This window comes from Streptomyces sp. JN8, from assembly GCF_055808075.1.
This window is the reverse complement of the sequence record NZ_CM147852.1, coordinates 341,228-356,387: the sequence shown is the minus strand read 5'-3', so window position 1 is coordinate 356,387 and position 15,160 is coordinate 341,228. Positions and strand designations below refer to the sequence as shown.

Sequence of the window (15,160 nt, the reverse complement as noted above, 5' to 3'; positions counted from 1 at the left end):
GACAGACTTCCTGCCGCTCAGACCGGCCTCTGGACCATCCAGTGCCGGTGGTCTGTGTGTCGGGTCCGCAGGAGGAAGGCGAGGATTCCTGCGGAGCCGTCGCTCCAGCTGGTCGTGACGTCCCCGTACTCGTTGGGGAAGACCACCTGGGCGTGTCGTCGGGCCCTCTCGCTGACGATGAGGCGGGCCAGGTCCTCGGCTTCGGCGCGGTGGACGGGGTCACCCGTCAGTGCGGCCATGTCGAGGAGGAAGTCGCCGTTGCCGGCCAGGCCGTGGCACTGGCCGAGGGCGGCGCGGGAGGCGCGCTCGGTGACGGCGTGCGTGCTGCGGCGGGCGAGGTCGGCGAACCGCTCGTCCCCGGTGGCCTGCCACAGGCGGACGAGGAAGCTGCCGATGCCCGCCGCGCCGTGGCACCAGTACGGCGCCGTGGGCAGGTCTCCGGCCTGGGCGGGCCATTGGGCCGTCTCGCCGACGCGTACGGCGTCGGTCAGCAGCTGTTCGCCGACCTCCACCGCCAGGTCCATGTGCTCCGTGCGCTGCGAGACGGTCGCGGCGGCCAGGAGGAAGCAGGCGATGCCGGCCGCTCCATGGGCGAAGCCGAGGTAGCGCTTGCCGTACTCCGCGGAGACGGCCTCCGCGGGAATCGGCCAACTCGCTCCGGACCGGTCCCGGTCCGCCGACGCGGTCAGCCGGTCGGCGGCCGCGACGGCCACGTCGGCGAAGCGGGCGTCACCGGTGCGCTGCCACAGATGGACCGCGGCCAGTCCGCTGCCCGCGCTGCCGTGGGTGATGTCGTGGTGGGGTGTCACCTGCTGCGGGGCCCGTGCCAGCGCGAGCGCGTGGTCCCTGAGCCCCGCGTCGTCCACGGCCTGCCCGGCGTCGAACAGCGCCCAGGCGGTGCCGAGTCCGCCGAAGTGGAGGCCGGGCCGGGTCGAGCGGAGGTCGGTGCGGGCCGCGATCCAGTGGCCCGCGGTGGAGAGCACCTCGGGCAGCCGGTCGTCGCCGGTGAGTTCCCAGTACCGCGTGAGCACCGCGAGGACACCGGCCGCGCCCTGCTGGACCGTGCAGGGGTCCGCCTCTCCCGCGAGGGTCGACACGGGCCACAGCCGGCTCTCGTCCGCGGGGGTCATGGACGTGATGAGGTGGTCCACGATCCCGGCCACCGTGGCGTCCACCTCGGCCGTCCGGTCGTCCTGCCGGTTCTCCCCGCCGCTGTCGTCCTGGCCGCGGTCGTCCCGTGGCTCGACGCGGGCGTCGCTCCGCGCCGGCCGGGCGGCCCGGTCGTTCCGTGGCGGGGTCGTGTCCGCGGTCCGGAGGGCCTCGCGCGCCCGGGCCGGGTCCCATCGCTCGGCGGCGTCGTCCTTCATCAGCCCGAGGATGATCTCCACGAGGGAGTCGGTCAGCCGCAGCGGTCCCGCGGAGGCGGCGAGCCATGCGGCGAGCCGTTCCTCCGTGGCCTGCGTGGAGGGCTCCTCCGGGAGCAGGTGGGGAACCTTGCCGGCCAGCACGAAGCACACGGTGGCGCCGAGACTGTAGTAGTCGGCCGTCGGGCTCACGGGGGCGTCGGCGAGGCGCTCGGGGGCGCTGAAGCCGGGGGTCCCCACCCGGGTCGGCAGGGCGGTCTCGTCCTCCAGGACCGCGAGTTCGAGGTCGATCAGGCGCAGTTCGCCGTCGGGACGCACCATGACGTTGCCCGGTGTGAAGTCCCGCAGGACGCAGCCCCGGGCGTGCGCGGCCGCGACCAGTTCCACCAGCCGTTCGACCTGCGTGAGCGCGTCGACGCGGTACGTCTCCGCCCCGGCGTCGCGGAAGTGCTCGGCGACCCACGTCTGCAGGGTGACGCCCGGCACTTCCTCCTGAGCGAGGAAGAGGTGCCGACCGTGCTCGAAGACCGCCAGCGGATCCGGGGCGAGTCCCGTGCCCTTGAGCTTCTCCAGCGTCCGGGCCTCGGCACGCAGCCAGTCGCGGACGTCGTAGCCGGAGGCGTCGGCCTCGACGTGCGGCCTTGCCTCCTTGATCACCACGGAGGCGCCCGTCCGGACGTCGCTTCCCCGGTAGACCCCGCCCTTGTTCGTGTGCCGGATCGCCTCCCGCACCGCGAAGCGACCGCCGAGCAGCACCGGAGCCTTCGCGCCGGCCTTCCCGGCCGACTCCTCCGCCCCGGCCGGCTTCTTCGATCCGTCCGCCCCGTCCTCGCCGGCCGCGGCGCGGGGCACCACGGGAACGGTGGCGGGGAACGGGCTGACCGCCCACGACGGGGGAGCGTACTGACCGGTGCGCTTGTCCTCGACGGGATTGCCGTCGGGGTCCTCGATGATCCAGACCAGCAGACCGTCCTCCGAGAGCCGCCTCCGGCCCACGAACGAGCCGTACCGGTAGTGCACCAGCGAGTGCACGGCGTACGGCTGGTCGGACAGGATCCGGGGGCCGGCCAGACCGGCGGTGGCCGCGTGCAGCTCCTTGGCGAGACGGGCCGCCTCGGCGTCGGAGGACGGATAGACGGTGATGAACTTGCCCGAGCTGCCGCGGGGTGTGGCACGGGAGTTGAGCGCGCTCACCTGGTCGAGCGACCGGGCGAACTTGAAGGCGGACTCTCCCCGCAGCAGCACCTCCAGGGCCTTGCCGAGGACGGCCGGCGCGGAGGCGGTCGTGGCCGACACGTGCAGCTTCCACCCCTGCTCGCGCGGCGTCCTGGCGCCGGGCGTGAGACGGCACCACATCTCGTCCGTCCGGACCGCCCAGAACTCGCCCGTGCCTGTGGCGCTCAGGGCTTTGCGGAGAAGGCCTTCCAGTTCAACTTCGGTAACCTGGCTCGTCATTCGCGTCCTTTTCAACGGTGTGGTCCGCTGATCGGAAAATGCCCAGTGGCATATCCCGACCAACACATCGCCGGTCCTATTCACCGGATCCGGCGAGCGCACGGCGTGACGGCTTCAGATCATGAATGCGCCCAGCGCAGAAGGGGGCTCACGAAACCCCCGGATCGGAGCGCACGCATCCCTCCTGGTCCGAGCGACTTTCGGCCCAGGCGCACGGCGCGGATCACCGCTCCCGCCCACGCGGGCGCCGGCGCACCCGCAGCTCAGAACCCGCTCGCGGGCACGGAGAGCGACGGAGGGCGTGGGTGGAAAAGGAAGGGGCAGTGGCGCACTTTCGGCCACCCCGCGCCTTCACTCGATCGTTTGTCGGAATGTGTCGAGCTGGCGTGCGTCGAGCTGACGCATATCGAATGACCGAGCGATGGACACCTGTTCATCGGCTATCGCGGCCGCGCATCCCGCCGCGAGCGCTCTCCATGACCCGCGGACACGGCGCATCGGACCGTGAACACGACGATCCGGGCGAGGAGCAGGGCACCTTCGCCCGCACGAGGGCGGCCGGCGGCTTCGAGCCGGGTCGCGATGCGCGGTGAAAAGCTACGGAAGGATGGAGTCCACGTACCCGCCGTCCACACGCAGCGCGCCGCCGGTCGTGGCGGACGCCTGCTCGGAGGCGAGGTACACCACCATGTGGGCGATCTCCTCGGGCTCGATGAGCCGTTGCAGCAGAGACTGCGGCCGGTACTCGCGCATGAAGACGCGCTGCGCCTCGTCCCACGGGAGGGACCGGTCCACCAGCTCGTACACGAAGTCCTCCACGCCGCCGGTGTGCGTCGGGCCGGCGATGACGGAGTTCACCGTGACACCCGTGCCGGCGGCATGCTTGGCGAACCCGCGCGTGACCGCGAGGAGGGCCGTCTTGGACATGCCGTAGTGGATCATCTCGGCGGGGACGACCACCGCCGAGTCGCTCGCGATGTTCTGGACGCGTCCCCAGCCCCGCTCGGCCATGCCGGGCAGGTACTGGCGGACGAGGCGCACCGCGGCGAGGACGTTCACCTCGAAGTAGCGGCGCCACTCGTCGTCGCTGATCTCCAACGGGTGGGCCTCGCCGAAGACGCCGAGGTTGTTCACCAGGATGTCGACCCGGGGCAGTGCCTCGGCGGCGAGCAGCGCGCCCTGCTCGGTGGCGACGTCGGCCACGACGGGGACGAGGTCCGCGTCGGGGTTCTCCGCTCGCAGGGACGCGATGGCGCGCTCGACGCGCTCCTCCGTCCGCCCGTTGACCCCGACACGGGCTCCGGCCCGGGCCAGGCCGGCGGTGATGGCCGCGCCGATCCCCTGGGTGGAGCCGGTGACCAGCGCGGTACGTCCCGTCAGATCGATGAGCATGGCCGGACGTGCTCCTTGCAGAACTCGACGAGTGCTTCGGTGACCGCTACGCGTCCCCTGTACCCCGCCAGCGCCGACGACCACCGCAAACCCCCGCACCACCCTTCGTACGGCCCAGTGTCGGCGCCCCCGCCCCCCCGGCGGGTGCGCCTCGTCGGACGCCGGGCGGCCGGGTGGCTCGTCACCCCGGCCACCCGGCTCCCGCGCGGAAGCGCGAGGTCTCAGTAGCGGAGCAGCCCCGCGTCGATCCGCTCCCAGGCGCTGCGCAGCTCGGCCAGCCGCGCCGCCTCGAAGGGCGCCCGGTCCGCCTGCTCACGGGAGTCCTCGGACAGGTCGAAGAGCTGGTCGCGACCGGACTTGCCCCGGTAGTACTTCCAGTCGCCGCGGCGCAGCGCCCGCTCGCCCCGCACCCGCCAGAAGAGGTCGCGCTCGGGAACGTCCGCGCCGCGCAGCAGGTGACCGGCCAGGCTCGTGCCGTCGAGGGGGTACGCGGCGTGGGGCCGGGCGCCGGCCAGGTCGAGCAGCGTCGCCGTCCAGTCGGGCGAGAACACCGGCAGATCGCTGACCTGGCCGCCGTCGATCCGGGCGGGCCAGCGCAGGATCGAGGGGACGCGGATGCCGCCCTCCTGCAGCGACCCCTTGTTTCCGGCGAGCGGCCAGTTGTACGAGAAGCGCTCGCCGCCGTTGTCGCTGGCGAAGAAGACGAGCGTGTCCTCCTCCTGGCCGGAGCGCTTCAGCGCCTTGAGGACCTGCCCGATCGAGCGGTCGAGGTCCTCGACCATCTCCTTGTACTTCTCGACGGACCCGCCGTCCTGGTGCCACAGGGCGGAGCGGTCGCCCGCCTTGATGCGGCGGACGATCTCGTCACTCGCCTCCTTGTCGCCGTCGGCGATCCAAGGCCAGTGCGGGGTGGTGAAGTTCAGGTTGAGCAGCCAGGGCCTGTCGTGGTCGCGGCCGACGTACTCGGCGGCCCGCTCGGTGAGGATCCGGGTGTAGTAGCGCAGGTCCTTGTACTCGGCGTCGCCCTCGTAGAGGTCGTACTCGCCACCGAGGCCGAGCTTGGAGTAGTACTCCAGGGCTCCGCCGAAGTTGCCGAAGAACTCGTCCCAGCCGGACCGGGTGGGGGAGTAGTCGGGCAGGTAGCCGCAGTGCCACTTGCCTATGAGGGCGGTGGCGTAGCCGGAGTCGCGGAGCAGCGAGGCGAGCGTCGGGTGCGTGGGTTCCAGTCCGACGGACTTGTCGGCGATCGGCTCGGCCAGCCCGCCCTTGGTGCGGCCCGGATAGCGGCCGGTGTAGAGGCTGAAGCGGGTGGGGGAGCAGGTCGCGGACCCGGAGTAGGCGTCGGTGAAGCGGACCCCGTCGCGGGCGAGGCGGTCCAGATGCGGGGTGCGGATGTGCGGGGAACCGTACGAGGAGAGGTCGGCCCAGCCGAGGTCGTCGCCGAGGATGAAGAGGATGTTGGGCCGACGGGAGTGCCGGCGCGGCTGCGCGGCCCGGAAGGGCCGTTCGCGCGTGCCGGCGGTGGGGGCCGCGTGCGCGGCGGAGGCGGCGGTGCCGAGGGCGGCGGCAGCTGCGGCACCGGCGGCGACCCCGCCGAGGGCGCGGCGGGACAGGGGCGTGGACATACGGGTCTCCAGGGAGCGGCGCGCGGGCAGGCCTCCGGAGCCCGGCGGACGGGGCGGGCGGGAGGGGCGCGCAGGCGGGGTGGGTGGGAGTAAGGGCCGATCAGTGGCAGCGACAGACAGCGCTCGCGACACGGACGAGGTCCACGTGCCGGCGCTGGAAGGTGGTGACCGAGAGATCACGCAGGGGGTGCATGGGGCAGGAGTCTGGTCGAGCCACAGGAGGGCGTCAACGGCGTTCGGCCAGGTTGACGCGCGTAGTTCGCATGATCGACACACCGCGAACGCGAGGGCGGGCGCCGGAGGAGCGCCGGACGAACGACGAGACGTCGGGCGAGAGCGCTGTCGACGCTCCGGCCCGACGTCGCCGCCCTCGGGGCGGATGCGGTGTCGGCGGGGTGGGGTGAGGCGTAAGGGGTGGGGCGGAGGCGAGCCGGGTCAGGCGACGGGCGCGGTCGTGCCGTCGGACTCGTGCACCACGGGGTGAACCGTCTCGGCGGGCGGGTCGGCGGTGCGTCGCACCCATACCCCGTACAGGGCGGCGGTGACCAGGAGTCCGACGATCCACGAGATGTCGGCGCCGTCGAGCCTCTTGGTGATCGCGCCGGTGTAGAGCTTGGTGGCCAGGAACGGGATCTGAACGGCGACGCCCAGCACGTAGCAGGTCAGCGCGGTGAGGTTCCAGCGGCCGTAGCGGCCGTCCGGGTCGTACAGGGCGGGGATGTCGACGCGTTCGCGGGAGACCAGGTAGTAGTCGACCAGGTTGATCGCGCTCCACGGCGTGAACACCATCAGAATCAGCAGGACGAAGTTCTTGAAGTTGTTCAGGAAGTCGGCGCTGGCGGCCAGCGCGATGACCATCGACACGGCCGTGAACCCGACGATGTAGGCGGCGCGCGCGGCGGCCGAGATGCGCGAGCGGCCGTCGAAGGCCGTGACGGTGGTCAGGATCGACATGAAGCCGCCGTACGCGTTGAGACAGTTGACGGTCAGCTTGCCGACGACGATCACCAGGTAGATCAGGACGGCGAGGACCGCGGGTCCGGCGAGCTCGCCGAGGAAGCCCACCTGGTCGCCGAGGAAGCTCTTCCCGGCGACCGCGGCCGTGAGCGCACCCAGCGTCATGGCCCACTGGGACCCGATGACGGAGCCGGCGAACGTGGACCAGAACGTCGCGCGGGTACTCGTGTCGCGCGGGAGGTAGCGCGAGTAGTCGGCGACGTACGGGCCGAAGGTCAACTGCCACCCGGCCCCCAGGCCCACGGCGAGGAGGAACGTGGCCGGCTCGAAGCCCTTGATCCCGACGTGCGCGCCCACGTCGTACTGCGTGAACAGCCGCACCAGCAGGTAGCCGAGGCCGAGCACGCCGACGACGGTGGCGACGCGGCCCGCGATGTGGATGAGCCGGTAGCCGGTGACGGCGACCACGGCGGTCAGGGCGCCGAAGAGGAGGATGCCCACGTTCGTGTTGTCGATGTGCAGCATCTCGGACAGCGCCTGGCCCGCCAGGACGCTTCCGGTGGCTGCGAAGCCGAGGTACATCAGGATGACGAGCAGCAGCGGCAGGACCGCGCCGTGCACGCCGAACTGGGCGCGGCTGGAGATCATCTGCGGGACGCCGAGCCGCGGTCCCTGGGCGGAGTGCAGCGCCATCACGATGCCGCCCAGCAGATTGCCGAGCAGCAGCGCCGGTATCGCCCACAGCGCGTCGGCGCCGAACACGACGGCAAGGGCTCCGTCGACGATCGCGGTGATCTGCATGGTGGCGCCGAACCAGAGGGTGAACTGACTGCGCGGCGTTCCGTGCCGCTCGGCGTCGGGGATGACCTCGATGGTGCGCGTCTCCATCGAGAGACGCTCCCCGGGGGTGTGCTGGACCGGCATGGTGAGACCTCTCCCGCAGCGATTCGGGTGTTTCCGGACGAGCCGCAGCCGTCGATCGTGTGCTGCGTCCGCCGAATCTGGCATAGCGATGAACAGGTATCAAGATTCTGAATGGATAATTTCAGCATCTGGTCCGTCTCGTATCCGTCTCCGGGCGGCGCCATGCGCTCGCCGCCACCGCCGTGTGCCGCGCGCCCGCGCCACGAACGGCCACGAGGCGAACGGCCCCACGGCGCCCGGCCACCCGTGTCGGACGCGTGGCCGGATCTTTTTGCCGGACCGGCAAGAATCACGTCATGGGAGCGACCGGACAGTCCATGGTGGGTCCGTGACCGAGAACATCGCAGCGGGACGGCCCGCGACCGACGCCCACCAGCCCATCGACGCCTACGTGGGAGACCCCGCGGTGCGGGACGAATGGGACAGCCGGTACACCGACCGGGAGCGACTCTGGAGCGGACAGCCCAACGGAGCGCTCGTCGCCGAGGTCGCCGGTCTCACCCCCGGGCGGGTGCTCGACGTCGGCTGCGGCGAGGGCGCGGACGCCGTCTGGCTCGCCCGCCGCGGCTGGGACGTTACCGCTCTGGAGGTCTCCGGCGTCGCCCTGGAACGAGCGGCCGGACACGCACGGGACGCGGGCGTCGCCGTCCGGTGGGTGCACGCCACGCTGACGGACGCGCCGCTCCCGCCGGCCTCGTTCGACCTGGTCTCCGCGCAGTATCCGGCCCTGCTGCGCACCCCCGACGCCGCGGCGGAGCGGGCCCTGCTCGGCGCCGTCGCCGTCGGCGGTGTGCTGCTGCTCGTGCACCACGCGGGAATGGAGGACCGGCAGCCGGACGAGAGCGGCTTCGACCCGGCCGACTACGTCTGGCCCGCGACCGTCACGGCGCTCTTCGACGACGACTGGGTGGTGGAGGTCGACGAACAGCGGCCGCGTGTGGCACCCGACGGCGGCGCCGGTGCGCACCACACCGACGACCTGGTGCTCCGCGCCCGCCGCCTGCGCTGACCCCCAGGCCAAGACGCCCGACGAGGCGGCACCGGCACGGGTGCCGCCTTCCCCCCTCGCACGCACGTGCACCCCGGCATGACGTACGCCTCCCGGCGTCGGGCGGTACGTCGTCGTCAGCGGCGGTCGGGTCGACGCCACCTCGACGATTCCCGCCGACCTACCGGCCCGGCGGCCCTGGCCGCTGCGGCCAAGGAGTGAGTTACGCGCGTAACCGGGGATCCCCCGAGGCAGGTGGGACGGGCGGATCATAGGGTGGCCCCATGCCTCGTACCTCTCCTGCCGTAGCGCTTGACGCCCTCCTCGCCGGTAACGCCCGCTTCGTGTCCGGCACGCCCGACCACCCCAACCAGGACGCCGCCCGCCGCACCGAGCTGGCTCCCGGCCAGGACCCCTTCGCCGTGATCCTCGGCTGCTCCGACTCGCGGCTCGCCGCCGAGATCATCTTCGACCAGGGGCTCGGCGACCTCTTCGTCGTCCGTACCGCCGGCCACGTCCTGGGGACGGAGGTGCTGGGCAGCGTCGAGTACGCGACGAGCGTCCTCGGCGCCAGGCTCGTCGTCGTCCTCGGCCACGACTCCTGCGGCGCTGTCGCGGCGGCCCGTGCCGCCGTGGAGGACGGCTTCGCGGCCGGTGGCTTCATCCGTGACGTGGTGGAGCGCGTGACGCCGAGCATCCTCGCCGCCCGGACCGCGGGGCTGACCGCGGACGGGGACATCATCGACGAGCACATCCGACACACCGTGGGCCTGATGCTCGACCGCTCCCGCCTCCTCTCCGAGCAGGTCGAGTCGGGCGAGGTCGCCGTGGTCGGACTCGGCTACGCCCTGTCCGACGGCAACGCCCGGGTCGTGACCACCCGTGGCGACGTGCGCACCGACGCGGCCGCGGTCGACGCGGGCTCCTCGGCCTCGTGACCGCACGCTTCGACTGCTCCGCCCCGGAGACCCGCGAGGCCGGGCTCCGTGAGGCCGCGGAGGCCCTGCGCGAGGGCCGCCTCGTCGTGGTGCCGACGGACACCGTCTACGGCCTCGCGGCCGACGCCTTCGCCCCGGAGGCCGTGAGTGCGCTGCTCGGGGCCAAGGGACGAGGGCGTCACAAGCCGTCGCCCGTCCTCGTCCCCTCCGTCCCGGCGCTGCGACAGTTGACGGACGAGCTGCCGGAGGACGCCCGGAAGCTGATCGACGCCTTCTGGCCGGGTGGACTGACCCTGATCGTGCGGCACCGGTCGAGCCTTGCCTGGGACCTCGGTGAGACCGGGGGAACGGTGGCCGTGCGCATGCCCGACCACGCCCTCACCCTCGACCTGCTGTCCCGGTCCGGGCCCCTCGCGGTCTCCAGCGCCAACCTGACCGACCGTCCCTCCCCGCAGGACTGCGACGCGGCGCAGGGCATGCTGGGAGACTCGGTCGCCGTCTACCTGGACGGGGGTCGGACCCCCGGGGCGCTCTCCTCGTCGATCGTCGACGTCAGCGGCGACGCTCCCGTCCTCGTCAGGGAAGGGACCCTGTCCTCCGCGCAGCTCCGCACGGTGGTACCCCACCTCACCGTGCGCTGATCAGGCATCCGTACACGGGTGGCCTCCCCCGGGGAGGCCACCCCACGGTCTCGCCCCGCGCCGTGCCCCCGGGGGCACCCCATGTTCCGGACCGGCCCCGCCGACCCCCTCTTCTGTGCGCAGAATACGGGTGTGCAGAGTTGGATGCCGCCGGAGCGCGGATCGTTCGTGGGCCGGCAACAGGACGTCGCGACGCTGATCGCGAGATTACAGACAGAACGGCTGGTGACGCTGGTCGGTACGGGCGGCGTCGGCAAGTCCCGCCTGGCCGAGCGGGCCGCCGGTCTCCTCCCGCCCGACGCGTTCGAGAGCGTGCACTGGGCCCCGCTCTGGTCGCTGGGCAGCAGGTCTCTGCTGACCGCGCTGGTCGCCGATGCCTGTGGGCTCTCGGACCATTCGTCACGAGATCCTGTCGACGCCCTGACCGCCTGGATCGGCAGCCGTCGCATCCTGCTGATCCTGGACTCCTGCGAGCATCTGATCACCGAATGCGCCGCGTTGCTGGAGGCGCTGCTCGCTGCCTGTCCCGCCCTGGCGGTGCTGGCGACCAGCCGGGAGCAACTCGCCGTAGCCGGCGAACGTGTCGTCCGAGTCGACCCCCTGGCACCGGACAGCGACGCACTCGAACTCTTCACCGAGCGGGCGGCCGCCGCCGGAGTCCGGTGGGAGAGCGCCGAGGACCGCGTCGCCGCCGCCGAGGTGTGCCACTGGCTCGAAGGCCTGCCACTGGCCGTGGAGTTGGCCGCCGCACAGCTGCCGGAACGGTCGGTGCGCGGCATGGCCCGCCTGCTCTGCGACAGGCTCGCGCTCGCCGAGCAGCCGGACAGCACCGTCCAACCGTCACGGCACCGCGTACTGCGGACCACGATCGGCTGGAGCCATGAACTCTGCGAGCCCACGGAGCGGCTCCTCTGGGCCCGTCTGTCGGTGTTCCGCTCGCACGCCACCCCGGACGAGGTCGTACGGGTGTGCCGGGGCGGCCCGCTGACCGACGGGCTGGTCGCCGAGGCCATCGAAGGGCTACAGCGCAAGAACCTGGTCTCCGTCGACGGGGGCCGTCTGCGGATGCTGGACACCGTGCGCGAGTACGGGGCGATGTGGCTGTCGGAACTCGGTGAGACCGGCGCCCTGGCCGACCGGCACGCGGACCACTTCGACGGGGTGGCCGCGGCCGCCGACCGGGAGTGGTGGGGACCGGATCAGGCGGCCGCGTACACGCGGCTCTCGGAGAGCCATGCGGACCTCTGCGTAGCGCTGGAGCACTTCCTGGCCACCGATCCGCCGAGGGCGGCGACGATGGCAGGCAATCTCGGCTTCTTCTGGGCATGTTGCGGCTACCTCCACGAGGCCGGGCACTATCTGGAGGAGTGCATGCGGGTCGCCGACGCACCCGCGGGTGTCCTGGCGAAACTGTCCTGGTCCCTCGGCGTGGTCCGCTGCCTCCGCGGCGAGTACCCGGCAGCGGCAGACCTGGCCGAGCGGACGCGTACCGAGGCCCTGCGCGCCGCCGACGAGACGTTGCTCGCGGACGCCGCCTATCTGCAGGGGCTGCTGATGCTCCTGCGCGGCGAGCCCCAGGAGGCCATGCGGACCGCGGACCGGGCACTGGAGCGAGCGCATGCCACGCCCGCCGCAGCAGCCCGATGCCGCCTGGTCCGCGTCTTCGCCCTCACCGCGTCAGGCGCCGTCCAGAGCGCCCGCGCCGAGGCCGAGGCGCTGCGCGCGGAGTCGGTCTCCGTGGGAGAGCACTGGACCCGTTCCTACACCGAGTACCAGCTGGCCTTGATAGCGCTGCACGAGGAGAGGTCCGCGGAGGCCGCCGCGCACGCCAGGGCCATGCTGCGGGACAAGCGGCTCATCGGTGACGCCTTCGGCCTGGGCCTTGGCCTCGACCTGCTGGCGGCCGCGATGGCGGCCCTGAAGCAGGGCGACCAGTCCGCCGTCGCCTCCGGAGCCGGGCAGGTGTTCTGGGAGATGGTCGGCCATCCCCAGCGGGGCACTCCGGAGCTCGGCCCCCTCCGTGAAGGCGCCGAGTGCGCGGCACGAGCGCAGATCGGCAACTCCGCCTACGACAGGACGTTCACCCTGGCTGCCCTCACCGACCCGTTCGCGACCCTGACCGACGTACTCGACGCCGACTGAACGCCCTTCCACGTGGTTCGCCTGGCCGCCGGCACGACCGGAAGCCCGCCAGGCGAACCCCGAAGAGGGTCAGTCCCGAGCGACCTCCTACGTCTATGTCGAGGCCTCTCTGGTGCGCAACCGCGTGACTCTTCGGGTCCCGGTCACGAAGTGCACGTCCGCCAGCACTCTCTGCGGGGCAAGGGTGCTGTCGACTCGCACCAACAGCTGTTCGAGGGACGGGAGCACGGAGTCGGGGGAGGCGTCCCGTCGAAGGGCGACCGTCATGCGCAGGCGCAGCCGACGGCGCTCGCGGCCGATCCTGGTCCGGCACCCGGCCACCCCACTGACCTTCAACGCCTCCTCCGTGACGGCCCTCTCCAACGCTCTCCGCAGCGTGACCGCGTCGCGTGTCCTCAGGGTGAGCTTTCCTCTGGTGCCGTGCGTCAACTGACGAACGCACCAGGTCGCAAGGAACAAGCAGCCCAGCGCCGCTGTGGTGGTTGCGACTGCCGGCCACCACTCCCGGGACCTGAACCCGCGCAGCGTCTCCGTGACGCGCCCCTCGCCGAGCACGCCTCGGGCAGGCCACCACGATCCGAACGCGTCGACGTGGGGGAGCGCGAACACCACCACACAGCCGAGCACTCCCAGACCAGAGAGGCCGAGAACCACACGATTGGTCAGCATGAGCTGCCGTGCTGTCACGATTCGGCCCCCTGTCTGATCGTGGGTGTCGGAGAGTCGTCCTTCGGGCGTCTCGGGGCACCGAAAGGCGCGCCATCGGAGTCCTGTGGGCGGGCGGGGTCGGGCCCCGGGGTGGGGCCGGGGTCGAGGCCGCGGCTTGGGCCGGCCTTGCCATGCTCCGTCGGGTCCGGGTCCGGGTCCGGGTCCGGGGCGGGGGTTGAGCTCGCGTGCGGTTCAGGTTTCGCCTGAACCGCCGGGGGCGCGATGGTGTCGACGACGACCCGGAGCCGAGGCGGGCGTACCAGTCGGCATGCGGTCATGGCCTGCTGGGCGGCGCCCTGCGCCTCGGCAAGGGCCGTCTCGCGGTCCCCGAACATCAGCGTCGCTCGTACCGTGGCGGCGCGCCGGTTCATCCGCACCCTCAGGTGCCCGATGCCCTCCACAGCTCCCACGGCATCACGGAGGAGGCCCTCGATGACCTTCCGGTCGACGGTCGATGTGAGAGCCGGCCCGGAGGAGACCGTCCAGCGTCCTCGATGGCCCGGGAGGAGAGCCAGCAGGATCAGGAGGACGGCGAGGCCGACCGCTGCCCCTGCCGCGAAGGCGAACAGGAGAGGTCCGAAGCCATGGTCGGCTGCCCAGGTGACACCGGCGCGCCACCACGCTATCAACGGGCGCCCATGGAGAGGGAACCCAGCGATGTCCAGCGCCAGCGCGCCCAGGAGCAGCGAACCGGCGAGGGCCAAGACCGCCATGGGGCCCCGTCGCTGAGACCAGCACCTGCGCGGACGCCGTGCTACGCGTGCTTCGCCCCCCTCGACCCCTTCGGACAGAGCCGGCGGCCGGGGGACCGGCAAGGTCAGCCGGGTGACCCGGACACCCGGCCGCTCGCACGGGAGCCCCGTGAGTTGTCCGGTGCGTCGGGCCACATGGTCCTGTAGCCCTGCCACCGTCTCGGCCAGGGATTCGGGCCGGTGCAGCCGCACCTCAAGACTGAGGTGCGCCGAGTGTCCCCGCAGCCTGGCCGTCAATCTCTGCGCCGAACTCCCGGCGGACAGGGCCTCCGAGGCCGCGCCGACGGCGATCGCACGAAGCGCCTTCTCCGAGACTCGGGTGATCCCGCGCATCCGGGCCTCCGTCACCGCCGGCCCCTCTCGATGGTCTCCCGAAGGTCCTGAACGCGCCCGCCGCCGTCGAACCAGGCACCGATCGCCCAACCCAAGCCGCCGAACAGGGCCACGAGGAGGAACGCTCCCACCCCTCCGAAGAAGGCCGCGAATCCCAGGGCTACCCCGGCGGCCATCCCCGTGAACGCCTGACTCATTGCCGATCCTCGTTCCACTCGTCGAGAGACATGTCGAAGGACAACCCCACGCGCCCTCACTCCACCCGGGAGTCCGCGGCGATCTCGCTGTCGTCCTCCGGCAGGTGGACGTCGTTGATCGAGATGTTCACCTCGACGACCTCCAGCCCGGTGATGCGCTCGACCGCCACGATGACGTTCTCCCGGACGTCCTGCGCCACGTCGGTGATCGGGACGCCGTACTCCACGACCAGCTCCAGGTCGATCGCCGCCTGACGCTCGCCGACCTCGACCTTCACGCCCCGACCGACGTTCGGCCGCCCACCCGGCACCCGCTCGCGCACCACGCCCAGAGTGCGGGACAGACCGCCGCCCATGTCGTGCACACCCGGGATCTCACGGGCCGCCATGCCGGCGACCTTCACGACGACGACGTCCCCGATCGCCGTCCTGCCCCGCTCCCCGACCGGCAGATCGGCGGGGCGGGAGGACTGCCGCTGTTCCCCGACCGCGCTCGGGGACGCGGCACCGTCCGAGCTCTTCTGCAGGGCGGACGGGTTCTTCGGTGCGGTGGCCGTGCTCGTGGTCATGGTCTTTCCTCTCGTCGAGCGTCGCTGAACTGTTCTCACCCGTATCGACCCGAGCGGTGGAGAGCTGTGACGCGGAAATCGTGACGAGTTCACGCGCCTTCCCCCGCGGCGCGTCCGACGGGCCGCGCCGGCAGGGCGCTCCGCTCCGCTGTTCGGGGTGACGTCCGTGGTCCGT

13 protein-coding genes are annotated in these 15,160 nt (G+C 72.0%); 4 read left to right on the top strand and 9 right to left on the bottom strand.

The window, feature by feature from the left end; genetic code table 11:
* Window positions 1–17: 17 nt before the first annotated feature.
* From lanL to ACY0MR_RS01710, 5 genes are all read right to left on the bottom strand, one after another.
* Window positions 18–2,819 (bottom strand): class IV lanthionine synthetase LanL, encoded by a 2,802-nt coding sequence (gene lanL / locus ACY0MR_RS01730; RefSeq protein ID WP_473558556.1) that lies wholly within the window; start codon window positions 2,817–2,819, stop codon window positions 18–20.
* Between the two features lie 597 nt (window positions 2,820–3,416).
* On the bottom strand, window positions 3,417–4,211 hold the full coding sequence (locus tag ACY0MR_RS01725) for an SDR family NAD(P)-dependent oxidoreductase (RefSeq protein WP_388800206.1): 795 nt from the start codon (window positions 4,209–4,211) through the stop codon (window positions 3,417–3,419).
* Between the two features lie 221 nt (window positions 4,212–4,432).
* Window positions 4,433–5,836 carry a sulfatase family protein gene (locus ACY0MR_RS01720; protein WP_392864446.1) on the bottom strand — a complete coding sequence of 468 codons (1,404 nt, stop codon included), beginning with the start codon at window positions 5,834–5,836 and terminating at the stop codon, window positions 4,433–4,435.
* Between the two features lie 100 nt (window positions 5,837–5,936).
* On the bottom strand, window positions 5,937–6,029 hold the full coding sequence (locus ACY0MR_RS01715; protein ID WP_473558551.1) for a putative leader peptide: 93 nt from the start codon (window positions 6,027–6,029) through the stop codon (window positions 5,937–5,939).
* 242 nt (window positions 6,030–6,271) lie between these two features.
* Window positions 6,272–7,717, bottom strand: coding sequence for a purine-cytosine permease family protein (locus ACY0MR_RS01710; RefSeq protein WP_473558549.1), 1,446 nt, complete (start codon window positions 7,715–7,717; stop codon window positions 6,272–6,274).
* Window positions 7,718–8,045: 328 nt separating this feature from the next.
* Between ACY0MR_RS01710 and ACY0MR_RS01705 the strand changes: the two genes are divergently transcribed.
* The 4 genes from ACY0MR_RS01705 (at window position 8,046) to ACY0MR_RS01690 (ending at window position 12,426) form a co-directional block, all read left to right on the top strand.
* Entirely contained in the window at window positions 8,046–8,726 is a 681-nt protein-coding gene (locus ACY0MR_RS01705; protein WP_473558546.1) for a class I SAM-dependent methyltransferase, read from the top strand.
* Between the two features lie 263 nt (window positions 8,727–8,989).
* Window positions 8,990–9,643, top strand: coding sequence for a carbonic anhydrase (locus ACY0MR_RS01700; RefSeq protein WP_388800221.1), 654 nt, complete (start codon window positions 8,990–8,992; stop codon window positions 9,641–9,643).
* Window positions 9,640–10,284, top strand: a complete 645-nt coding sequence (locus ACY0MR_RS01695; protein WP_473558544.1) for an L-threonylcarbamoyladenylate synthase — start codon at window positions 9,640–9,642, stop codon at window positions 10,282–10,284. Before ACY0MR_RS01700 ends, ACY0MR_RS01695 begins: the two co-directional genes overlap by 4 nt.
* A 132-nt stretch (window positions 10,285–10,416) precedes the next feature.
* Entirely contained in the window at window positions 10,417–12,426 is a 2,010-nt protein-coding gene (locus ACY0MR_RS01690) for an ATP-binding protein (protein ID WP_388800228.1), read from the top strand.
* A 93-nt stretch (window positions 12,427–12,519) separates the two neighbouring features.
* Here ACY0MR_RS01690 and ACY0MR_RS01685 read toward each other — a convergent pair whose 3' ends face one another.
* The 4 genes from ACY0MR_RS01685 to ACY0MR_RS01670 all read right to left on the bottom strand — a co-directional run bounded on the left by ACY0MR_RS01685 (window position 12,520) and on the right by ACY0MR_RS01670 (window position 14,985).
* Window positions 12,520–13,113 (bottom strand): hypothetical protein, encoded by a 594-nt coding sequence (locus ACY0MR_RS01685; RefSeq protein ID WP_473558541.1) that lies wholly within the window; start codon window positions 13,111–13,113, stop codon window positions 12,520–12,522.
* Window positions 13,110–13,847: a DUF6286 domain-containing protein gene (locus ACY0MR_RS01680; protein WP_473558539.1), complete on the bottom strand. Its 738-nt coding sequence runs from the start codon at window positions 13,845–13,847 to the stop codon at window positions 13,110–13,112. Before ACY0MR_RS01680 ends, ACY0MR_RS01685 begins: the two co-directional genes overlap by 4 nt.
* 383 nt (window positions 13,848–14,230) lie before the next feature.
* Window positions 14,231–14,416, bottom strand: coding sequence for a hypothetical protein (locus tag ACY0MR_RS01675; protein WP_361848402.1), 186 nt, complete (start codon window positions 14,414–14,416; stop codon window positions 14,231–14,233).
* 56 nt (window positions 14,417–14,472) lie between these two features.
* On the bottom strand, window positions 14,473–14,985 hold the full coding sequence (locus ACY0MR_RS01670; protein WP_388800237.1) for an Asp23/Gls24 family envelope stress response protein: 513 nt from the start codon (window positions 14,983–14,985) through the stop codon (window positions 14,473–14,475).
* Window positions 14,986–15,160: the final 175 nt, after the last annotated feature.

Bases quoted from the DNA above. Each gene is read 5' to 3' on its own strand.
- ACY0MR_RS01710 (WP_473558549.1), bottom strand. From the start codon at position 7,717: ATGCCGGTCCAGCACACCCCCGGGGAGCGTCTCTCGATGGAGACGCGC.
- ACY0MR_RS01715 (WP_473558551.1), bottom strand. From the start codon at position 6,029: ATGCACCCCCTGCGTGATCTCTCGGTCACCACCTTCCAGCGCCGGCAC.
- ACY0MR_RS01670 (WP_388800237.1), bottom strand. From the start codon at position 14,985: ATGACCACGAGCACGGCCACCGCACCGAAGAACCCGTCCGCCCTGCAG.
- lanL (WP_473558556.1), bottom strand. From the start codon at position 2,819: ATGACGAGCCAGGTTACCGAAGTTGAACTGGAAGGCCTTCTCCGCAAA.
- ACY0MR_RS01680 (WP_473558539.1), bottom strand. From the start codon at position 13,847: ATGGCGGTCTTGGCCCTCGCCGGTTCGCTGCTCCTGGGCGCGCTGGCG.
- ACY0MR_RS01725 (WP_388800206.1), bottom strand. From the start codon at position 4,211: ATGCTCATCGATCTGACGGGACGTACCGCGCTGGTCACCGGCTCCACC.
- ACY0MR_RS01675 (WP_361848402.1), bottom strand. From the start codon at position 14,416: ATGAGTCAGGCGTTCACGGGGATGGCCGCCGGGGTAGCCCTGGGATTC.
- ACY0MR_RS01700 (WP_388800221.1), top strand. From the start codon at position 8,990: ATGCCTCGTACCTCTCCTGCCGTAGCGCTTGACGCCCTCCTCGCCGGT.
- ACY0MR_RS01720 (WP_392864446.1), bottom strand. From the start codon at position 5,836: ATGTCCACGCCCCTGTCCCGCCGCGCCCTCGGCGGGGTCGCCGCCGGT.